This window comes from Lysinibacillus sp. UBA6686, assembly GCF_002455205.1.
Taxonomy (GTDB): domain Bacteria; phylum Bacillota; class Bacilli; order Bacillales_A; family Planococcaceae; genus Lysinibacillus; species Lysinibacillus pakistanensis.
Window position 1 is genome coordinate 96,738 of the sequence record NZ_DKJS01000085.1, and the last position, 20,080, is coordinate 116,817.

The 20,080-nt window shown below is 36.8% G+C and carries 24 protein-coding genes; 4 read left to right on the plus strand and 20 right to left on the minus strand.

Annotation, left to right across the window (positions count from 1 at the left end):
• Positions 1-297: 297 nt before the first annotated feature.
• From B2R82_RS23350 to rpsU, 7 genes are all read right to left on the minus strand, one after another.
• The gene (locus B2R82_RS23350) at positions 298-1,254 is read right to left on the minus strand and encodes a PhoH family protein (RefSeq protein WP_283868748.1); all 957 of its coding nucleotides are present in this window, start codon (positions 1,252-1,254) and stop codon (positions 298-300) included.
• 2 nt (positions 1,255-1,256) lie between these two features.
• Positions 1,257-2,369, minus strand: coding sequence for a sporulation protein YqfD (locus tag B2R82_RS23355; RefSeq protein WP_286927344.1), 1,113 nt, complete (start codon positions 2,367-2,369; stop codon positions 1,257-1,259).
• The gene (locus B2R82_RS23360) at positions 2,359-2,619 is read right to left on the minus strand and encodes a hypothetical protein (RefSeq protein WP_283868750.1); all 261 of its coding nucleotides are present in this window, start codon (positions 2,617-2,619) and stop codon (positions 2,359-2,361) included. Before B2R82_RS23360 ends, B2R82_RS23355 begins: the two co-directional genes overlap by 11 nt.
• 55 nt (positions 2,620-2,674) lie before the next feature.
• Positions 2,675-3,166 carry a hypothetical protein gene (locus B2R82_RS23365; protein WP_286927345.1) on the minus strand — a complete coding sequence of 164 codons (492 nt, stop codon included), beginning with the start codon at positions 3,164-3,166 and terminating at the stop codon, positions 2,675-2,677.
• A 27-nt stretch (positions 3,167-3,193) separates the two neighbouring features.
• Entirely contained in the window at positions 3,194-4,198 is a 1,005-nt protein-coding gene (floA, locus tag B2R82_RS23370; RefSeq protein ID WP_286927346.1) for a flotillin-like protein FloA, read from the minus strand.
• A gap of 3 nt (positions 4,199-4,201) precedes the next feature.
• Positions 4,202-5,530, minus strand: a complete 1,329-nt coding sequence (locus B2R82_RS23375; protein WP_286927347.1) for an NfeD family protein — start codon at positions 5,528-5,530, stop codon at positions 4,202-4,204.
• Positions 5,531-5,844: 314 nt separating this feature from the next.
• Complete coding sequence (rpsU, locus tag B2R82_RS23380) at positions 5,845-6,018, minus strand: 30S ribosomal protein S21 (protein WP_004227078.1); 174 nt, start codon at positions 6,016-6,018, stop codon at positions 5,845-5,847.
• Positions 6,019-6,238: 220 nt separating this feature from the next.
• Between rpsU and B2R82_RS23385 the strand changes: the two genes are divergently transcribed.
• Positions 6,239-7,576, plus strand: coding sequence for a TrkH family potassium uptake protein (locus tag B2R82_RS23385; RefSeq protein WP_286927353.1), 1,338 nt, complete (start codon positions 6,239-6,241; stop codon positions 7,574-7,576).
• 25 nt (positions 7,577-7,601) lie between these two features.
• Entirely contained in the window at positions 7,602-8,258 is a 657-nt protein-coding gene (locus B2R82_RS23390; RefSeq protein ID WP_286927356.1) for a potassium channel family protein, read from the plus strand.
• A gap of 57 nt (positions 8,259-8,315) precedes the next feature.
• On the opposite strand, the gene B2R82_RS23395 is transcribed toward B2R82_RS23390, so the two are convergent.
• The 9 genes from B2R82_RS23395 to B2R82_RS23435 all read right to left on the minus strand — a co-directional run bounded on the left by B2R82_RS23395 (position 8,316) and on the right by B2R82_RS23435 (position 17,011).
• Entirely contained in the window at positions 8,316-8,885 is a 570-nt protein-coding gene (locus tag B2R82_RS23395; RefSeq protein ID WP_286927358.1) for a manganese catalase family protein, read from the minus strand.
• Positions 8,886-8,911: 26 nt separating this feature from the next.
• Positions 8,912-9,175 carry a spore coat protein CotJB gene (locus B2R82_RS23400; protein WP_283868756.1) on the minus strand — a complete coding sequence of 88 codons (264 nt, stop codon included), beginning with the start codon at positions 9,173-9,175 and terminating at the stop codon, positions 8,912-8,914.
• The gene (locus B2R82_RS23405) at positions 9,168-9,395 is read right to left on the minus strand and encodes a spore coat associated protein CotJA (RefSeq protein WP_283868757.1); all 228 of its coding nucleotides are present in this window, start codon (positions 9,393-9,395) and stop codon (positions 9,168-9,170) included. The genes B2R82_RS23400 and B2R82_RS23405 overlap by 8 nt, the downstream gene beginning before the upstream one ends.
• Positions 9,396-9,570: 175 nt before the next feature.
• Positions 9,571-10,755 carry an MFS transporter gene (locus B2R82_RS23410; protein ID WP_286927360.1) on the minus strand — a complete coding sequence of 395 codons (1,185 nt, stop codon included), beginning with the start codon at positions 10,753-10,755 and terminating at the stop codon, positions 9,571-9,573.
• A gap of 90 nt (positions 10,756-10,845) precedes the next feature.
• Entirely contained in the window at positions 10,846-11,394 is a 549-nt protein-coding gene (locus B2R82_RS23415; protein WP_286927361.1) for a MarR family winged helix-turn-helix transcriptional regulator, read from the minus strand.
• 299 nt (positions 11,395-11,693) lie between these two features.
• Positions 11,694-13,199, minus strand: a complete 1,506-nt coding sequence (gene speD / locus B2R82_RS23420) for an adenosylmethionine decarboxylase (RefSeq protein ID WP_286927362.1) — start codon at positions 13,197-13,199, stop codon at positions 11,694-11,696.
• A 370-nt stretch (positions 13,200-13,569) separates the two neighbouring features.
• On the minus strand, positions 13,570-14,241 hold the full coding sequence (gene deoC, locus B2R82_RS23425; RefSeq protein WP_286927363.1) for a deoxyribose-phosphate aldolase: 672 nt from the start codon (positions 14,239-14,241) through the stop codon (positions 13,570-13,572).
• A gap of 519 nt (positions 14,242-14,760) precedes the next feature.
• Positions 14,761-16,110, minus strand: coding sequence for a tRNA (N(6)-L-threonylcarbamoyladenosine(37)-C(2))-methylthiotransferase MtaB (mtaB, locus tag B2R82_RS23430; RefSeq protein WP_286927364.1), 1,350 nt, complete (start codon positions 16,108-16,110; stop codon positions 14,761-14,763).
• A gap of 199 nt (positions 16,111-16,309) precedes the next feature.
• Positions 16,310-17,011 (minus strand): hypothetical protein, encoded by a 702-nt coding sequence (locus B2R82_RS23435; RefSeq protein WP_286927365.1) that lies wholly within the window; start codon positions 17,009-17,011, stop codon positions 16,310-16,312.
• A gap of 312 nt (positions 17,012-17,323) precedes the next feature.
• On the opposite strand from B2R82_RS23435, the gene B2R82_RS23440 reads away from it, so the two are divergent.
• Together B2R82_RS23440 and B2R82_RS23445 are read left to right on the plus strand one after the other, a co-directional pair.
• A complete protein-coding gene (locus B2R82_RS23440; protein WP_286927366.1) occupies positions 17,324-17,671 on the plus strand; it encodes an IS110 family transposase in 348 nt (115 codons plus the stop codon).
• A gap of 66 nt (positions 17,672-17,737) precedes the next feature.
• On the plus strand, positions 17,738-17,932 hold the full coding sequence (locus B2R82_RS23445) for a hypothetical protein (RefSeq protein ID WP_286927367.1): 195 nt from the start codon (positions 17,738-17,740) through the stop codon (positions 17,930-17,932).
• A gap of 214 nt (positions 17,933-18,146) precedes the next feature.
• Here the strand turns inward: B2R82_RS23445 and B2R82_RS23450 are convergent, their stop codons facing one another.
• From B2R82_RS23450 to B2R82_RS23465, 4 genes are all read right to left on the minus strand, one after another.
• Positions 18,147-18,734, minus strand: a complete 588-nt coding sequence (locus tag B2R82_RS23450) for a hypothetical protein (RefSeq protein WP_286927368.1) — start codon at positions 18,732-18,734, stop codon at positions 18,147-18,149.
• Positions 18,735-18,838: 104 nt separating this feature from the next.
• Entirely contained in the window at positions 18,839-19,321 is a 483-nt protein-coding gene (locus B2R82_RS23455; protein WP_286927369.1) for a M15 family metallopeptidase, read from the minus strand.
• Between the two features lie 200 nt (positions 19,322-19,521).
• Positions 19,522-19,782, minus strand: a complete 261-nt coding sequence (locus B2R82_RS23460) for a phage holin (protein ID WP_286927370.1) — start codon at positions 19,780-19,782, stop codon at positions 19,522-19,524.
• A gap of 14 nt (positions 19,783-19,796) precedes the next feature.
• A complete protein-coding gene (locus B2R82_RS23465; protein WP_286927371.1) occupies positions 19,797-20,042 on the minus strand; it encodes a hemolysin XhlA family protein in 246 nt (81 codons plus the stop codon).
• Positions 20,043-20,080 lie beyond the last annotated feature (38 nt).

Here is a 20,080-nt window from a genome sequence, read left to right on the forward strand (position 1 = left end):
GGCACCTCCTCTATCTACTTACTATCATACCAATTCAAAAAACATTTTTCTCGAAAAATGTATAAGAAAGCAAAAAACAGCTATACAATTTAGTATAGCTGTCACATTATTTCCCATTTTACAACCAAATTCGCGCTAAAACCATAAATTCGTGTGTATTATTTTAAGCATGAGCATTTCTAATACTACATGACACACGTAGAATTTAGGGCATCATCTGTCGTTTCATTTGCCTGCCGTTACGTTTCTCTTCACTTTCGGTGCTTCTTTAGAATGGTCGCTTAAAAAGAGACCCTTCTAAAGCTGTTGATCTTCGTAAGCTTGGATGATTTTTGCAACGACTGGATGACGTACTACATCACCTTGCTCTAGTATTTGGAAATGAATTGGTTTAACATATTTTAATGTACGTTCTGCTACAATCAATCCAGATTCTGTATTTTTAGGTAGGTCAATTTGCGTTTTATCGCCAGTAATGACCATTTTCGAGCCAAAGCCCAAACGCGTTAAAAACATTTTCATTTGCGGGTGTGTCGTATTTTGAGCTTCGTCTAAAATGACAAAGGCATCATCTAATGTTCGCCCACGCATATAAGCTAATGGTGCAATTTCGATTGTGCCTCGTTCAATTAGACGCTGTGTTTGCTCTGCTCCATAGATATCATTTAAAGCGTCATAGAGTGGTCGTAAATATGGATCCACCTTTTCCTTCAAATCTCCTGGAAGAAAGCCTAAGGACTCTCCTGCTTCTACTGCAGGACGTGTTAAAATAATACGTTTTACGTGTCCATTTTTTAGTGCTTGTGTTGCCATGACTACCGCTAAATACGTTTTCCCAGTACCCGCTGGACCAATACCGAAAACAACGTCTTTATGACGGATTGCTTGTATGTATTCTCGTTGACCAATTGTTTTTGCGCGAATCGGTTTTCCCTTTGTTGTACGTGCTATTTCCTCATCATAAAGTTCTGCAAAATATTCGATTGTTCCTTTTTGTGTCATTTCAATAGCTGTTGCAACATCACGTTGATCAATATTAATTCCCTTGCGGATGACTTTTAAAAGTGCATGTAAAAGAAATGTCGCTTGTTCCTTTGCATCCTCTTCACCAGCTAGCTGAATTTGCTCTCCACGTGTAATAATATGAACTTGAAGGGCTTCTTCGATTAATTTCATATTGGCATCGGAAATTCCAAGTAGCATTACCGCTTCATTAGGATTATCCACTTGTAAAACAGTTAAATGTTCTGACATAATCATTCTCCTTGTTGGCCTTGTATTGGATTTGCAATGTTTTCATTGACTAAAAATAGAACTTTCCCTTCAACTGTACCATTCCCCCACTTTACCTGTAAAAGGTTTTCTTTTTTAATGACCGTTTTCGCAGGTAATGAACGGATAACCTTTTCATGTAATAATGGTAAAAGTAATGAATCAACTTTGGATTTATCAAGCTCCACCTGCATTTTTTTAGTATTCTGCTCTTCCACAATTGAAACATATGGATCAAGCCAGTTCGGTAAATCCTTCTTTTGCACATAGTCAATTTTTTCTTGATGGATGCCCTTCACTAATACACGCCATTCCTTCTGTTGCAGTGTTTCTAATGTTATTTTTGTTGGAATTTTAAAAGAACACTCCAGCCAATAATCAGCATAGACTTCACCTTTTGCACCCACAAACACTTGATCAGTACCACTTTCAATTACACCACTTACAAGAACGTCACCTTCGTAGGCAGTATCATTCACTGAAATTTTCCGTTCACCATTTTGAATATTAAAATGTGTAATAACACCACTTTTCGTTGCAACTAAATGTGAGGCAAGCTTTTCATTCGTTATTTTTGTTTGTTTAGGTGATTCCTGAGGTCGTAAAATAACACGTCCTCCATGCTTTTCAATGTGCACCCATGATAGATCTCGATGCGTTTCTAGTAGCTTCTGACGAATAACAGCATCAGATGGTAAAATTTTTTTAGACATAGGCGTTTCTAATTGAAAGGTTTCTTGAAAGGTGTTGCCAATACGTTGCTCTAATTCTGGTGACGCTGCTTCAATGTCAACACGCCAAATAACTTGTGCACATAGCAATGGAATGGCAATCATCATTGCCAAACCAAGTAAGGTCCAAAGCTGTGCCCGAAAAACTTGAAGCTCATCCGCATAATAGACAGCCATCTTCAGTCGGAAATGCCTACGTACACGACGAATCTTTGGCAAATAATGCATCGTCGTTTCAAAGGTAACCTCTTGCTCGCGAAAAACAACACGCTTTAATGGCACATGCTGTACGTGCAATGCTTGAATAAAAGGATGAACATTTTCATGGCGCTTTATACGTATGATAATTGGTCGGTTATTCCACATTATCCCTCACACCCATATCCTTTGTCATTTTCACATGAAGTTCTTGTAAATCCTCTACAGAAAGATGAAGCATTTCTTCCTTAAGAGCATGAATGTCCAATGATTTTCCTCGCACCATTATATGAAAGTCAGCATAAATAAAGGAGCATGATGAAGCGTCTGCATGAAGAAAACGATATGGGCCAATAATTTTTAATGTTTCATATTGTGATAATTCAAGCAGCGGCGTCAACTGAAATAATTTTTTCATAAAAAAATGCCTCCTTCTTCGGCAATATATGCTTCGAAAAAGGAGGACATGCTAGTTATTTTCTTTTTGCTTTGGGAGGACCTAAAACCTCTGCCATGACAACCGCTTGCATCAAAGAATTTTTTGAATTTGGGTATTGAAAAGCAGATTGCGAGTGAGCCCCTGCTTTATTATTTTTCCCAGCTTCTAAGCGAACATTACTTTGTCGATTTGAGGAACGACTCACTGACTCACTTGGAACGATTGGTGGTGCCACGTAGCTAGGCACTTCCTCCTTGCCTTTTTCTTCGACAATGTTCTTCGTCCGTTCTGCCTTAGGCTCATTGTTCTTCCACTCGCCTAAAAACTCGCGTGCAAAATCCTCAAAGTTTTGTGGTTTAACAACAGGTCGTTGGGAAGGAACCTCTTCAGCTTTTGCCAAAGTGGGTGGATCAACATGGGAATCCTTATTAAAAGGCGGCATTTGCTTGTGTTCTTTTTTTGTTTTTGATTTACCGAAAATAGAGCTGACTATGGCAATTATCGCAAATATAATTAATTGTTCCATATATTAGTACCGCTCCTTTCCGTTTTTTTAGACGTTAGGTTCATTTGTTTCTGGTTTATCTGAGCTCACTTTAGAAATTGAGTCTCGCATAGCTGTATCTGCTTGAATATTACGATAGTTCATGTAATCCATTATACCAAGATTTCCTGAACGAAGTGCCTCTGCCATCGCTTGTGGTACCTCAGCCTCTGCTTCTACTACTTTGGCTTTCATCTCTTGAACACGGGCAATCATTTCCTGCTCATTTGCGACCGCCATAGCACGACGTTCCTCAGCCTTCGCTTGAGCAATATTTTTATCTGCCTGAGCTTGTTCAATTTGTAATTCTGCACCGATATTTTTACCGATATCAACATCCGCAATATCAATCGATAAGATTTCAAATGCTGTACCAGAATCTAAGCCCTTAGAAAGAACTGTTTGAGAAATCATATCTGGATTTTCCAGAACTGTTGTATGACTAGAAGCACTACCGATTGTTGAAACGATCCCCTCACCTACACGGGCAATAACTGTTTCTTCACCAGCACCACCTACTAAACGTTCGATGTTTGCACGCACAGTAATACGTGCCTTCGCTTTTACTTCAATCCCGTTCATCGCAACACCTGCGATAAATGGTGTTTCAATTACTTTAGGGTTTACAGACATTTGCACAGCTTCTAAAACGTCACGTCCTGCTAAATCAATAGCTGCACAGCGTTCAAATGTTAACTCGATATTTGCACGATGGGCTGCGATTAACGCATTGACAACTCTGTCAACATTACCACCTGCTAAGTAGTGACTCTCAAGTTGATTAATTGTTACAGGTAAACCTGCTTTATGCGCCTTAATTAAAGGATTCACAATTCGTGATGGAATTACTCGACGTAAACGCATTCCGATTAAAGTGAAAATACTAACACGGACACCTGCCGCAAGTGCAGAAATCCACAGTGCTACTGGTACAAAGGTAAAGAATACCGCAACCACAATAAATAATAAGACTAGCCCGACAATTGGACCTATTAAGGCTAAATCAAATCCCATTTATTATTCCTCCATCTCTTTTACTGATGGTCTCACAACAATACGTGAGCCCTCTACTTTAATAATTTCTACATGTTTCCCAGCATCAACATAGCCACCTTCTGATACCACATCAATGCGCTCATTTCCAAATAGTATCGTACCTGCAGGACGTAGGGGGGTAATCGTTTTTCCTACTTTTCCAAGCAACTCCGTGCGGTTAATATTAGACACATAGCCCTCTTCCGTCGTCGTCGCATCCATCAACACTAATTTGTTTAAGACATGCAATTTTTTACCGAAAAATTTCATCAGGATCACCATTCCTATTATAGCAACAACAAGCGCAATGAAAATCGCTATAATCATTTGCATTATGCTTGCACCTGCCAGTATGAGACTTAGTAATATTAGCACGCCACCTAAAATACCAACAATACCACCGGGGACAAAAAACTCTGCAATGACAAGCGCTAAGCCTAAAACGAATAACAGTAAAGATTCATAACCAGCTAAGCCTGCCACCATATGCCCAAAGAAAAATAATCCAAGTGCTGACAATCCCATTATACCCGGAACACCGAAACCTGGCGAATATAGCTCCATCACAAGTCCTAAGCTAGCAATTGATAATAAAATTGGTACAATAATTGGATTTGTTATAAATCGAGCAAGTTTTTCAGAAAAAGTAGGTTCGATCGATACGATTTCACTACCCTTTAACTTTGTTTTCTCTAGTAGCTCTTGGAAATTCGAAGCCGTTCCTTCTGAATACTTAACTTTTTCTGCTTCTGAAGCTGATAACGTTAATAAATTTCCCTTCCCTGCTCGAAATTCTGATAAATCCTCAGATACATCTGCCATTGCTCGCGCATATAATGGGTTTCGATTTTTCGCCTCTGCAGCTGCTTCCATTTGAGCAACCCATGCACTATGAGCCTTTAAATCCGCGGCCTTTCCTACTGAGTCAATCACCGCAGCCGCACCGATTGTTCCATTTGGGACCATGTAGATTTCATCTGCATGTAAGGCTAAAAAGGCACCTGCTGAATGGGCATCTTTGTTAATAAACGCAATTTTTTTTATAGGCGTCGCATCCATTAACATAGCGATATCCCCTGCTACATTCACGAAACCACCTGGCGTATGAATGTCTAAAATAATTGCCTCAGCATGATTTTCCTCCGCCTCTTTAAAAGCTCGTTCTAAAAATGCGTGAAGTCCTCGTTCTACTTCATTATGAATCGGTATGTGATAGACCTTACTACTTGCAAAAGCAGATGTTAGTGGAAACGCTAACAAAAAAGTCATCCAAATAACCAAAAGATAGCTGAGGATTCTCCATCTTCGCATCTTTTTCCCTCCCTTCTTACATGCTTCTCTCTTGTATATACGACTGACCTTGTAAAAAGTTTCACATGTTTTTAATATACAGCGAATAAATCCTTTGTATGGCATAATCTTTAGTATTTCATCATCATTATATGTGTAAAAAGCCGAATAAATCTGAAAGATTACATTCGGCCTTTTATATGTACGCAAATTTGAGCACAATGTAAAATACCTGAAATTAATCAAAAAAGATTAACTTCAGGTATATTTTTGTCTGCTCAGTGAATCATACAATTGCGTGTTATGAACGTAGGGATTTTTAATGGGAAATTAAATTACCACTTACGTTTACGTGCAGCTTCTGATTTCTTTTTACGTTTTACGCTAGGTTTTTCGTAGAACTCGCGCTTTCTAACTTCTTGAATTGTACCACTTTTTGATACAGTACGTTTGAAGCGGCGAAGAGCATCTTCAAGCGATTCGTTTTTGCGAACGACAGTTTTTGACATCTCTCTTTCCCTCCCTCCGAACACACGTCAATACACAAATAGGCAAATAACCAACAGTTGTGTACTAAAGAATTATACCGTATTGTCTAATAATGGTCAATAGAAAGTGTACGAATAATTTAGACGAATTTTTGGTTCAATTCCCTTAAGAATTTTACAGTTATTTTTGGACAACATTATAAATAGATAAATACCATACAGTTGAGGAGAACATTATGAAATGAAATTCCTTAAAAATAAATTAAATCCTCCAAAAATTCTCGTGATTGGCTTTGCCATTATTATTTTGTTTGGATCTTTTTTGTTGACACTACCCATAGCAACGAAAGATGGCATAGGACTGGCGCTGATTGACGCTTTATTTACAGCCACATCCGCTACCTGTGTAACAGGATTGATAGTTGTAGATACCGGTGACACCTTTTCACTGTTCGGTCAATTAGTTATTTTATTTCTAATTCAAATTGGCGGACTGGGCTTTATGACCTTTGCCACTTTATTATTTTTGCTAGTGGGAAAAAAAATATCTTTAAAAGAAAGGCTTTTATTAAAAGAGGCTTTTAATAATCTAACAATGGCTGGGCTAGTAAAATTCGTGAGGAGAATTCTGCTATTTACAGCATGTATTGAAATAATAGGTGGTATTATTTTATCCATTCGCTTTTCATTTGATATGCCAGTAGGTAAAGCTGTTTACTTTGGTTTTTTTCATGCCATATCAAATTTCAATAACGCTGGCTTTGATATCATGGGAGACTTTCAGAGCTTAACAGGCTATGTAGATGACCCTTTCGTTGTATTAACAATATGTGCTCTTATTACAATTGGAGGTTTAGGGTTTATAGTGCTGAACGAACTGTTTGAATACCGAAATACCAAACGCCTTTCTGTTCATTCAAAAATTGTATTATCAACAACATTTATTTTAACAATAGGTTCAACAATTCTTATTTTTTTATTTGAATACGGAAATAGTAAAACCCTTGGACCTTTGTCAGATTGGGGGAAAATTCTAGGTTCAATCTATCAGGCTGTGACGCCCAGAACTGCTGGCTCAAATACTCTCCCTATCGGTGATTTAACGCACTCAACGCTCTTTTTAATGATTTGGCTCATGTTTATTGGAGGAGGCTCTGGTTCCACTGCTGGAGGAATCAAAATCACAACGTTCGCGGTTTTAACGGCTACGATGTGGTCTCAATTAAAAGGGAAAACAGATGTTGTGTTATTCAGTCGCAGAATGGTGCATGAAACAATTCTAAAAGCTTTAACGGTCACCATGTGTGGCATGCTTATTGTTGTGTCTGTGACTATTATTTTGAGCATCATCGAACATCGGCATCCATTTATGATGTATTTTTTTGAGGCTACTTCTGCATTTGGCACAACTGGACTTTCCATGGGACTTACACCTGAGCTATCCGTTGGAGGGCGTATACTGATCATATTGACAATGTTTGCAGGTAGATTAGGTCCATTAACGATTGCTTTTGCCATTACTAGACGTCGCCAACAGGAATCTTACCACCATCCTAAGGGAAATATTATGATTGGATAGCAATAATAAAGGAGCATCGCGTAAAATGACTATCAAACAATATGCTGTTATTGGTCTAGGCAGATTTGGGGTAAGCGTAGCCCGCCGATTAAACGAAGCTGGACACGAAGTCTTAGGAATCGATATTAACGAGGAACGAGTTGAAGATGCAGAGTCCTATGTAACACATGCTGTCATTGCGGATACAACCGAAGTAAAGGCGCTTACCTCAATAGGAATCACAAATTTTGATTGTGTGATTGTCGCAATAGGTATTGATATGCAGTCAAGCATTCTAACCGTCTCTTTATTAAAGGAGCTTGGAATAAAAAAGATAATAGCAAAAGCACTTGGTAAAAGACACGGTCAAGTATTAGATAAGGTTGGGGCAGATTGGATTATTTATCCTGAGAGAGATATGGGTGAACGAGTAGCCAATCAACTCCTCTCCCCAAATATGCTGAATTATATTGAGTTATCAAAAGAGTACAGTATTGAGGAAATGATGATTCCATCGAAAATGGCAGGGCAAAATCTTCGAGATTTAGATATCCGTGCCAAATATAATGTCAGTGTCATCGCCATTGTTCGAGATGGCAATATAACCATTTCACCCTCACCTGAGCAAATAATTGAAGATAAAGACATCCTAGTAATGATTGGTCACCGAAAGGATCTAACTTTATTTTCAAATATAGAATAATGGGCAATAGGCTGTGACAAAAGGAACTTATCTTTTGAAACAGCCACTAAGTATTTATTAAAAGACTTTTTTTCGATCCTTATCGTCCTTAAGAATTTCTACAGCTTCTCTAAAGCGTTGAGAATGAACAATTTCCCGTTCCCGTAAAAATTTCAGACTATCATTTAAATCCGTGTCATCCGATAAATCAATAATCCACTGGTATGTGGCACGAGCTTTTTCTTCAGCCGCAATATCCTCATAAAGGTCAGCAATTGGGTCGCCTTTCGCCTGGATATAGGTTGCCGTAAACGGTGCCCCAGCGGCATTCTGATAAAATAGGGCTTTGTCATGATTCACATAATGGTCGCCTAGTCCAGCTTCCTTTAGCATCTCTGGTGTCGCATCTTTTGTTAGCTTGTAAATCATCGTGGCAATCATTTCTAAATGTGAAAATTCCTCTGTCGCTATATCCGTTAATAACCCTACCACTTTATCTGGAATTGTGTAGCGCTGGTTCATATAACGAAGGGCAGCTGCTAATTCACCATCAGCACCTCCATACTGCTCAATTAAAAATTTTGCCAGCATGGGGTTACATGTACTCACTCTGACAGGATATTGGAGTTTCTTTTCATAATACCACAAAAATAAATTCCTCCTAATCACTCATGTTAGACTTGCCATGGCCACGGTGTATCAATCCAATTAAACGGATAATTAGAATAGCTTCTTCCAAAATTCATAAGGGGACCAAACTTCTTTTCAAAATCTCTTTTTAGCTTCATACTGATTTCAGTTTTTTCATTAAATTGCTGAATGGCATCATAATCATGAGGATGGGTATCTAAATAAAGATTTAACTCCACAATGACAAAATCAATGGCTTGAATTTCTTCAAGTAATGTATAAAATTCGGGCGGCATCTCTTTATTCATTTTTTACCCCTCCTTTTTCAGGATTTGGATAGGGACTGAATAATTGCGGCCATAATGTTCCAGCCATAAGAGCTTCTCTTGGCGATTGAAATTGAGGTAATCCAGGTGGTTGAAATCCCATATACAATTGTGGGGGTGTGGCAAAGCTTTTCACTCTAATAGGCGGACATGGATCAAATGGGCTAATATAAGGCTTCCAATACTTATATTGCGTAAACATTGCTTCCTCCCTTCTGTATTCAATTACATCAGTGGAGTATATGAGGTAGAAAAAACTTTTATTCTGAATAAAAGTCGAAGGGAGATTAGTTGTTCAATGCAAATAGGTAAGAAAACTCCTCATTAGACGAACGGACTTATTAATCCATGTAGCCAAAGTGGAGCTAACGTACATGCTATTTACTTTCGATTCTAATCATCATAGCAGAAATTAATCCAATGCAAAGTGTTGTAGCAAGAAGGATAAATGCAAATGTAAAGCTACCAGTTTTCATAAAATAAACAGATATCATAGGCGCAATACTTGTTCCAGCAAATAAAATGACAGTATACATAGATACTGCAATCCCTCCTATGTTCCAACCTAATTGACCCACAAGAGACACTAATGAAGGGACCGCAAGTGCAATTCCACTAACAAATAGAATACTAATTAAGGATAAACCAACGATGTTAGAGATAAAGCCCATCATTAATAAGGAGATAATAGAAAGAGTCAAAGCTCCTTTTAGTACTGACAGGACATTCAAACGCTTTGATAATTTCCCCGCAATAGGGGACAGGATCATTCCAAATACACCAATAGATCGAATATAAATCAACTTTTGACTACTCATTCCAAAAGATTTACTTGTAAGGTACTCCCCCAAAATAATATACATACTTACAAAGGACAATAATAGAACGAAAGCAATCAAATAACTAAATATCAAATTTCCATTAGTAAAAATAATACCTATCCTTTTCATTGGCTCCCATATATTCTTTGCTTTATTAACAGCTCCACCTTTTGGTAATAACCAAAACACCAGCAAGGCAGTAGCAAGATAAACTAATGACAGAACATAAAAAGTGACATGCCAAGAAGTATGTTCACTCACATACCCACTAAATACCTGACCCACAATACCGGCTAAGAGAAAACCTGTGCTTATAAAACCTACTGCTCCCACTTTTTTATCATTTGGAAATACTTCAAGCGTATAAGCAAGTGCTACTGGTGAAAATGTAGCCGCTGCAAGTCCCTGTAATCCTCTTAGTAATAAAATGACAGAATAATCATTAGTCAAACCTAATAGCAACGTTATACAGCTTAATGAAAAAAGACCCGTAACAATTACATTTTTTCGTCCATATTTTTCTGATATTGCTCCATAGAAAAAGCATCCTATAGCAAATCCAAGTGAAAAAACACTTGAACTGAGGCCTGCCCTAGACAACGAAATATGAAAATATTCACTGAATAGACTGAGAAGCGGTATTGTCAAATACAAACTAGACATAACTACCATCCCTGTCCAAGATAAAATAAAGGTCATCAGAGAATAATTTGCTTGGTTTTCTATAATTGCTTTATTCATAAAATAAACCCCCTTTTTAATTTGATTAGCTTATAGTTAGATAATCTAATTATATGTTTAAAAATTAAACTGTATCAACCTAGCTACAGTTTAACGTTCCACCTTTAGTTTTCTCTGCATAGATTTTAATAGTTTATTCACCAACTTTTCAAATACCTTTCGTTCTTCGGGCTCCAAATCGACCATACTAGAAGCACACGAAGCCCAATAAGTTGGCAAAATGTTAGCCACGAAAGCACGGCCTTCATCTGTTAAACTCACATAAATTTTTCTGCGATCTTCTTTGCTATGATTGCGTATAACAAGATTTCTCTTTTCTAACCAATCAATCATTGAAGTTGCTGATGCCCTCGTAATCCCCAAACGTTCAGCTATTGCAGATGGAGTCGCTCTTCTCACATCATGCAGTGTCAACAATAATAGTAGATCTAATTTACTTTCCGTAATTCCAAAAGGAGCCAGTTCAATATCCATTGCATCTAAAACGTAGTCACTTAACCATAACAACATTAATCCTAATTTTGCTTCTTCTTGATCTAAATTACTTGAAGAAGATGCTTGAATCAGCTCAATATATGGATCTAAACCTAATACTGGCAAATCATCTTCATGCGTAAACATTTTTTTAGATTTTGTCATTTCATCACCTTTTAATTAGATTATCTAACTATTTAATATTCTAACTATAGTCAAAGATAAATGCAAGTAGTTTTCTTGAACCCCTATGCCAAATAAATGGAATGATTATTTAAAAAAGAAAGGGCTAGTTCATAACGAAAAGCCCTGTAATCCTTGCTATAAAAGTTTTTTTCATTAGGCTTAATTAATATTATTTATTCCCTTAACAAATGTTAACACTTTTTAACAATGCAGCTATTTAAGGAGCTGTCAGAAACACCCCCTGTTTCATTTTAAGGATGACTTCTAGGACAGCCCATCTATTTGCCCCGATACTGGTAGTACTGCGTGACATTTCCAGCATTAAATTGCTCAGTAATATATTGAACAGCCTCTTGTAGAGATAATTTACTGCTACAAGTAAAAACATCTATTGCCGCATATCCGTATTCTGGCCAAGTATGAATCGTTAAATGTGATTCTTGAATAATAACTACACCACTAACCCCATAAGGTGAAAAATGATGGAAATGTTCAGTCACAATCGTTGCTTTTGCTATTAGGGCGGCTTGACACATAATCTTTTTAATTTGTTGAATGTCATTCAGTAATGCACCGTCACACTCATGCAATTCTAATAAAATATGATGGCCTAATGCATGTTGGGTTTGTGCTTTCTTTACTGTTCTCTTAATTTGTGAAAACTTTTTATTTTTGCAACTCGGACAACCACTGGATTGAAGCTGATTAATTGTAACATATTGATTGCCAGTACCAACTGTAAGTGCATGTTGACAATGCATACACTGATAAACAACAGATTTCCGCTCAATCTCACCTGTATAAATTGGCCTTGTAAATTTACGGTGATTAGGGATATTGGGAGTCATTTGCTCTGTTGTTTGTAATACAAATAATTGACTTGTAGCCCCTAATATCTGCGCACCTTCATAGGTATTAATATCATATTGAATACTGTTAATCACAAAGCCCATGGCATGTAAGCCTTGCTGCAATTGCCACTGCTTCCGGTAACTACGTTTCGCGTAGGAAAAAAACACATGCCGCATTGCTTCTGGTTTTAGAGCATTAATTGCACGTGATAAAAAAAGCTGGGCGCCAATTAAAGTATATGGTGTATCTGTGTATACACAATCAAACTGATGGGCATATCGATTTGGCAAGGGCTCCTGAACATTATAATAATCTGTTCTAATCGGAAGCTCATAATCTTTAGCTATTTTACTAATTATGCTCAAAACCCGCCTATCAATATCTAACACAACAATTTTAGTTGTAGAATGTGGAGCAATTTTCTTAAGTAAAAACGCTAGAGCAATACTGATGAAATCGTCATCACCTAAACACAAAATACGCTTATTGAATAGCATCGAATAATCTAATGCAAGCAATGCCCGTTTTAATGCTGTCTCAACTGTACATTTGGCTTGATCAATTGCCACATCAGCTGTAGGTCTAGCATCATAAATATAGCTTAATTCACTTGTATTTTGTGTAATCCACTCTATTCGAAATGCATCATCTGTCGTTAATTGAAGGTAGAGATCCGTATCGGCACCTGAAAGTTGAAAATATTGCGAAATAGCTAGCTGGCCCTTTTTCGTTAAGCTGTGTTTCCCCCAGCCCTTTTTAGCAAATTCATTTTTCATTGCTGAAACGATAGGTATCGGTAAGTCTGTCATATAAGCTAAAGATTTAGTTGTACAATTATTATGGAAATATAAAGCAAGCAAAGCTTTCTCTAATGTGTGATAGTGTTCTTCAAGCTGCATGTCAGCTGTAATTTGTTGTAATTGTTTTTGCATTGTAGATTCGTCCTCTCAATTTTAATAAGAAAAAAAGATTAAAATTGTCTAAATCAACGAATAGAAAAACGCGACTAAAATTAGTCGCGTTAAATGTTTATACAAAGCTAACTAATTCTAATCTTGCTTTTTTTGCACAACAAATAACACCCAAAACGGGCGATTTATTCGACAAAATTAAGCTATTACGTTGATTCAGATTAGAATTCTACAATTAACAAAAAGTTCACCCTTTAATGAAATAGTACTTCTATTATAGAATAAGGAAAAAAAATTCTCAACCCTATTGGAAGGGCAAAATAAATGCAAGCAGGGCTAGTTCATAAAGAACAGCCCCGTATCCCTGACTATATAAGGATTTTCAGTAGTATTAATAATTAGAATCTGAAATTAAGCCATTCATAATTGCTACACCCGAGCTTGCTCCAATACGAGTAGCCCCTGCCTCAATCATCTTTTTCATATCCTCTAAGCTTCGTACACCACCAGAAGCTTTTACACCTAGCTCTGGACCTACTGTTTTACGCATTAAAGCAATATCCTCTGCTGTTGCGCCACCAGTAGAAAAACCTGTTGACGTTTTCACATAATCTGCACCTGCTGCCACCGATAATTCACATGCCTTCACTTTCTCTTCCTCTGTCAGTAAGCATGCTTCAATAATAACCTTCACAAGTGCACTACCCTTTGCCGCTTCCACCACTGCTGCAATATCAGCTTGTACTACATCATATTTTTTATCCTTTAACGCACCGATATTAATGACCATATCCACTTCTTTTGCACCATTCGCAATTGCATCTTTTACCTCAAATGCTTTGACCGCTGATGTACTAGCGCCCAGCGGGAAACCAATAACTGTACATACTAAAACGTCCGATCCTTGTAATAATTCACTGCTGTACTTAACCCATGTCGGATTTACACATACTGAAGCAAAGCTAAATTGTTTTGCCTCAGCACAAAGTTTTTCAATTTGTTCTTGCGTAGCCTCAGCCTTTAATAAAGTATGATCAATCATACGTGCAAAATTTTGTCCCATTTTAAAACTCTCCTTCGCATTCCAAGTTGTACGTACCTCTTGGAATCATATCATTTTTTAACGATAACGTCTAATTTCTTTTATTTAATCAATGGTTAGACTTGCTTACATTCATTCTAAATAGAGATTCTTACTTTAACTCTACTTCTTTTAATCAATTGGCTCTGCTTTATTCCATTTTCGCTCTGCTTGTTCCTATTTTCGCTCTGCTTTATTCTCTTTTCGATCAGCTTGCTCTCATTTTCGCTCTGCTTCATTTCTTTTTGATCAGCTTGTTCCGATTTCTGCTCTGCTTCATTCCCTTTTCGATCAGCCTGCTCTCATTTCCGCTCTGCTTCATTCCCTTTTCGATCAGCTTGCTCTCATTTTCGCTCCGCTTCATTTCTTTTTGATCAGCTTTATCCCATTTCCGCTCTGCTTCATACTTTTTCGATCAACTTACTGTAATTCTCGCTCTGGGCTTTTTACCCTTTACAAAACAAAAAGGATTGCCCTATCAAAAAAAGGCAATCCTTTTATTTATTTAACTGCTTCTAACACACGCACAAATTGTCCATTAGAATGAGGGTATCCTGCTTGTGTAATTTTCACCTTCACAAGCTGTCCAATTAGACTCTCAGGGCCTTCAAAGACTACTTTTAAGTAATTATCTGTATAACCTGTTAATAGTCCTTCTTCCTCACTACCATCATGAACAAACTCTTCTGGAATTAACTCCAAAACTTGATCTTCAAAGCGAGAGGCATATTCCTTCGCCAATTGGTCATTTAATGCAATTAAGCGGTGAACACGTTCGTTTTTAATTTCCTCATCAATTTGATCCTCCATACGTGCAGCTGGTGTTCCTGTACGAGGAGAGAATGGAAATACATGCAGCTCAGAAAATTTATGATCCCGGATAAAGTTATACGTTTCCATAAATTCTTCTTCCGTCTCACCTGGGAAACCTACAATGACGTCAGATGTAACAGCTAAGTCTGGCAATGCCTCATGTAATTTTGTTAAGCGCTCACCAAAGAATTCCATTGTATATTTACGACGCATGCGTTTTAAAACTGTGTCTGAGCCTGATTGGATTGGAATGTGTAAGTGATTAACAACAATATTTGATTCACGTAAAACTTCAATGACTTCGTCTGTTAATTGACTAGCCTCAATTGAAGAAATACGTAAGCGTTTTAAGCCTTTCACATTTGCTTCTACATCACGTAGTAACTGCGCTAAGTTATAATCTTTTAAGTCTTGTCCATAGCCACCTGTATGAATGCCTGTTAGTACAATTTCAAGATAGCCTGCGTCCACTAATTGTTGTGCTTGGTGCAATACTTCCTTAGGATCTCGGGAGCGCATTAACCCACGAGCCCATGGAATAATACAAAAAGTACAGAAGTTATTACAGCCCTCTTGAATTTTTAAAGAAGCACGTGTACGGTCAGTAAATGCGGGTACATCTAATTCCTCATAGACACGATTTTTCATAATGTTGCGTACAGCATTAATTGGTTGTCGTTCAGTACGATATTGATCGATATAGCCAAGTAACTTTGTACGATCCTGTGTTCCTACAACAATATCTACACCAGGAATCGCCATTATTTCTGCTGGAGACGTTTGAGCGTAGCAACCTGTAACACAAATGACAGCATCAGGATTTTGACGAATAGCTCGACGAATTACCTGACGTGATTTTTTATCTCCAGTATTTGTTACGGTACATGTATTTATGACATAAACGTCTGCTTGGTGATCAAATTCAGTACGCTCATAGCCTTGTTCCTTAAACAGCTGCCAAATAGCTTCAGTTTCATAATGGTTTACTTTACAACCTAGAGTATATAGAGATACGGTTTTCGGAAGCTCGTAGCTCATAAAATATATCATCCTTTCAACATCACATTACACTGTGTTTCTTAACTTTTTATTTTTTAATGTACTTAATTTAGATACGTGAACTATAATAACACAATCCTTTTAAAATCAATACTTTTAAGATTTAAAAGATCACTCAATCACGGAGTGGTCTTTCATGGATTATTGAACTAAAGCATTACGTTTGTTGAACAATACATTATTCATTTGGATTAAATTCAATTGATTTTGCTTGATACATTTTATCCTTAAACATATACGTAATTTGAATATCCCCTATACTCCCACCTACTGGAGAAATTTGACCTCCAATTTTCGCAATAAGTTGATTGTCATTTATTTCAAAGTTGATAAGATTGCCAAAGTATATATCAGGAAATAAATGTTCAGGTTCAATTTTTAAAGGTTTGATATTAATTGTAAATTTCTTTTTTCCAATATTAATAATGGCTTTGTTAGGTAATAACTCTGTCTTTACGTTTTTTAATACAATAGCAATCGGGTCATCAACCAGCACTTCAACTGGTACTTCAACAAACTCCTTATTTATTCTTTGATTTTGGATATGAAAAACGTGAACTTCTCGTTCTAATATTCCAGTACCAGTATCCTTGGTCAAAATTATGATTAACTCATTTTTTCTATCTTTATTGATGTCCTCATAGATAATTTGCGGTGACCAAGTCGGACTTGTTGTATTTATCCAATAAGGTTTTGTAAGGACACCACCTTTAAAAACAATTTTAAAATCTGTATATACTCCATTCATCTTTTTAGCAAAAAGGGTTACATCTGCTTTATCAGATTTTGTAATTTCCTCATATTCATTTATCATTGCTTTAGTTTTTGATAAAACGGTAAAAAAAGAAATGGCAATAATTAAAATAAGAACTTTTTTCATAAGAAAACACCTCATATTTAAGTGTTCTCTATAACTGACTGTTTATTCCACTAAACTACAGTTCTCTTTCATTATATCTCATCATTTACTCTACCACTCCAGCCAATTATCTAATGATGGTTCACCACGCACTATTGAATGTGGAAGGCTATCCCTTTCATTTAATCAATTATAGAAAGGCACCGGACGTTCTGTATAAGGAGCATTCCTGTTAGAAGGATTTTCAGGGGCTTGAAAAAGAAAAAGCCCTCTTGTATGATGCATGAGTGTCAACGGGAAATTGACTCATCATCACATAGGAGGACTCCATTTATGAATTCTAATACGAACCAAAAGATTAATCAAGTCTCTGAAAAAACACTCGTCATCGGTATCGATATTGCCAAGCGTACACATTATGCATGTGCGGTTGATGAAAGAGGACGCGTGCTCCAAAAATCGTTCCCTTTCTCGCAAACAAGAGAAGGTTTCGATACTTTTTATGAAAGAATAATAGCTTTACGTGCTACGCATGAAAAAAGCGATGTGTTAGTTGGTTTTGAACCTACCAGTCATTACTGGATGAATCTAGCTGCCTATCTTTGTGCACATGGAATTCCATTTATCATGGTGAATCCTCATCATACTGGACAGAGCCTAAATTTTTTGATTTCTCTATGATTGTTATTTATGCATTAACTTTAATTTTATATTGTTGTATACTTCATGAAAAGGAGAGGTTAAACGTTGACTGACAGAAAAACATCTGAAGCTCAAAAGCGTGCTACACAAGCTTATCGAGAAAAAAATCGTGAAAAAACACGTAAACAATCAGCTAATAGTGCAGCTAAAACTTATATTAATAAATATTGTGAGTTAGAAGATTTAACGGAATTAAAGCAGCTAATAGATGCTAGAGAAAAGGAATTACAAGGTGAATAATAAACAAAGACCAGGCACTCAATCTAATGTGAGTCCTGGTCATTTGTTTGAAGTTTAGGTTTAAGTAAAGATATTAAAACTTTACATTGGATAAGATAACACAACAATCTATACAAAATCTGAACAATTCAAGTGTAATTTTTGGAAATAAAAAAGACCAAGCCACTACTAAATAGAGCTTGGCATTTTTCACTATGTTTATTAAGCTTAAAACTTATCTCCAAAATTGCCTAAATAATCTATCATCAGCTAAAGTTTTAAGTGTCTTAAAATCTTCATGAGAAAAATAATTAGACACATCTAATTCATATCCCCAGATAATAACAGGAGCAATCATAATATGACTTTTCCCCTGTGGTTTACGTTGTGATCTAGCTCTTACCCATATTTTCACACGTGTTCCATCATTATTTATCTCAATCTTTTCTCCACCATCGGTATCACCTTGTTCTACAATTTTGTTTGGTATAACATCAATACATACCATATCATCTGGAGCTGAAAATTCCTCACTATCAGTTGTAGCTGGTGGTCTTGGTTTTCCAGGATCTACACTATTTGCTTCAGCTTGTATTACCCTTGACGTTGTATTCGCTCTTACGGATTCATAGTCCTCTATTCTTATAGAAACAAATCTGTTCTCTAAATCATTCATGTTTTGGTTGTAATCCCCCATTACTTCATTGGGATCATCACCAGTTTTGATTCTATCTGCTAATATTTTTGTGAATCTTCTTATTTCATCCACATAATCCTCATATTCAGTTAAAGGTTTTAATGGTACATCTTCATTATCAAACACATAAATCACTTCTTATAAGAACATATAATTATTCTTTCCAGAAAGAGCATATATATGCATGTTTGATAGCCAAAAAATTACTTAAATTAAATATGATGGCACTCTTATCGATAAGTGATTAGGTTATTTCCTCGTCTTTGTTGAATCGTAATATACAACCCAATTAAACGATCAGTGGTCATTGTACCATTCTGTAAATCCTTTAAGTGTGATTCCTGAATAATGCCATCTTTAAACGCCTGTGCAATAAAATTCTCCGTTTCAGTTTTCATAGCTGGGGAACCGGGATTCCATGTTTGAGTCAATTTGATTTCCTCCTTTTTATCCTCTACGATTAGTTGTACTTGTCCTTTACTATTAGTAGGCACGTTCAATTTGCCCTCTAGCTTATAGCCTGTAGGCATCTTCCAAGTTGATTTAACTTCGAAATGTGGTCGGTCAATGCTACCAACCCAATCACCACCCCATGTAATACCAAGCTTTCGTGCAATAGCCCTTACTCGAGTAAGTGTTGTTACATCATATAAAGAATAAGGAGGACCAACAGCAATATCCCAAGCTAGTCGTGATTTGTGATTGCTGTCCAATGTCCAGGTAACAATTTGCCCAGGTCTAGTACGCCTCTGAGCATAAAGGTAATTTTGGCGTTCCTGTGAGCGATATGTTTCTGTAATGAAGATATTTTTAATTCCGGCTTTAAAACACTACTGGAATAATAACCAGCAAGCTGTTTTTGCAGCTGGTAATAGCTCGGCAAGATCTCGACATGTTGTTGTTATGCTTGTACTCATTTTTCATCATCCTTTGGTTTGTCGTATTTCAATGCCTGAGAGCTGTCATTTGTACCTTCTGTCGTCGGATCAACAACTACTCCAACAAGCACTAAAAAAGCGAGCACAGTGTTAAATAACTCTGTTACTCGCTCATTATAGATTGTTGTATCATAGCCGAATAATGCGCCAATTTGTTGGACTAAAAGCAGTATTAGTGCAAAGGCAGCCACTAAAAATGGCTTATGCTTTAAACGTACTTTCCAATTAATTTTCATTGTAATTTTTCCTCCTAATTTGTTTTAATAACAAGTGCTAATAATGCTAAAATGACAGCCCCAATAATAGTTGTAGAAGCCCACCACACGATTTTATCGATTTTATTTAATCGATGATGAGCACTTTTCGTACTTGCCAAGGCTTCATCAGCTTTGTCTTCAGCACGGTTTGCTGTATCACGAATATGGTTAATGCCATCTAATTTTTCACCTATCGCACCTAAACGTTCATAAACATCTCTTACTAAATCATCACCCATAAAAAAATAGTAGTACAAACCTTGGCCATGATTTGCAC

Excerpts from the sequence above, each read along its gene's own strand:
- B2R82_RS23350 (WP_283868748.1), bottom strand. The coding sequence starts at position 1,254 with ATGTCAGAACATTTAACTGTTTTACAAGTGGATAATCCTAATGAAGCG.
- B2R82_RS23355 (WP_286927344.1), bottom strand. The coding sequence starts at position 2,369 with ATGTGGAATAACCGACCAATTATCATACGTATAAAGCGCCATGAAAAT.
- B2R82_RS23360 (WP_283868750.1), bottom strand. The coding sequence starts at position 2,619 with ATGAAAAAATTATTTCAGTTGACGCCGCTGCTTGAATTATCACAATAT.
- B2R82_RS23365 (WP_286927345.1), bottom strand. The coding sequence starts at position 3,166 with ATGGAACAATTAATTATATTTGCGATAATTGCCATAGTCAGCTCTATT.
- floA (WP_286927346.1), bottom strand. The coding sequence starts at position 4,198 with ATGGGATTTGATTTAGCCTTAATAGGTCCAATTGTCGGGCTAGTCTTA.
- B2R82_RS23375 (WP_286927347.1), bottom strand. The coding sequence starts at position 5,530 with ATGCGAAGATGGAGAATCCTCAGCTATCTTTTGGTTATTTGGATGACT.
- rpsU (WP_004227078.1), bottom strand. The coding sequence starts at position 6,018 with ATGTCAAAAACTGTCGTTCGCAAAAACGAATCGCTTGAAGATGCTCTT.
- B2R82_RS23385 (WP_286927353.1), top strand. The coding sequence starts at position 6,239 with ATGAAATTCCTTAAAAATAAATTAAATCCTCCAAAAATTCTCGTGATT.
- B2R82_RS23390 (WP_286927356.1), top strand. The coding sequence starts at position 7,602 with ATGACTATCAAACAATATGCTGTTATTGGTCTAGGCAGATTTGGGGTA.
- B2R82_RS23400 (WP_283868756.1), bottom strand. The coding sequence starts at position 9,175 with ATGAATAAAGAGATGCCGCCCGAATTTTATACATTACTTGAAGAAATT.
- B2R82_RS23405 (WP_283868757.1), bottom strand. The coding sequence starts at position 9,395 with ATGTTTACGCAATATAAGTATTGGAAGCCTTATATTAGCCCATTTGAT.
- B2R82_RS23410 (WP_286927360.1), bottom strand. The coding sequence starts at position 10,755 with ATGAATAAAGCAATTATAGAAAACCAAGCAAATTATTCTCTGATGACC.
- B2R82_RS23415 (WP_286927361.1), bottom strand. The coding sequence starts at position 11,394 with ATGACAAAATCTAAAAAAATGTTTACGCATGAAGATGATTTGCCAGTA.
- speD (WP_286927362.1), bottom strand. The coding sequence starts at position 13,199 with ATGCAAAAACAATTACAACAAATTACAGCTGACATGCAGCTTGAAGAA.
- deoC (WP_286927363.1), bottom strand. The coding sequence starts at position 14,241 with ATGGGACAAAATTTTGCACGTATGATTGATCATACTTTATTAAAGGCT.
- mtaB (WP_286927364.1), bottom strand. The coding sequence starts at position 16,110 with ATGAGCTACGAGCTTCCGAAAACCGTATCTCTATATACTCTAGGTTGT.
- B2R82_RS23435 (WP_286927365.1), bottom strand. The coding sequence starts at position 17,011 with ATGAAAAAAGTTCTTATTTTAATTATTGCCATTTCTTTTTTTACCGTT.
- B2R82_RS23440 (WP_286927366.1), top strand. The coding sequence starts at position 17,324 with ATGAATTCTAATACGAACCAAAAGATTAATCAAGTCTCTGAAAAAACA.
- B2R82_RS23460 (WP_286927370.1), bottom strand. The coding sequence starts at position 19,782 with ATGAAAATTAATTGGAAAGTACGTTTAAAGCATAAGCCATTTTTAGTG.
- B2R82_RS23465 (WP_286927371.1), bottom strand. The coding sequence starts at position 20,042 with ATGGGTGATGATTTAGTAAGAGATGTTTATGAACGTTTAGGTGCGATA.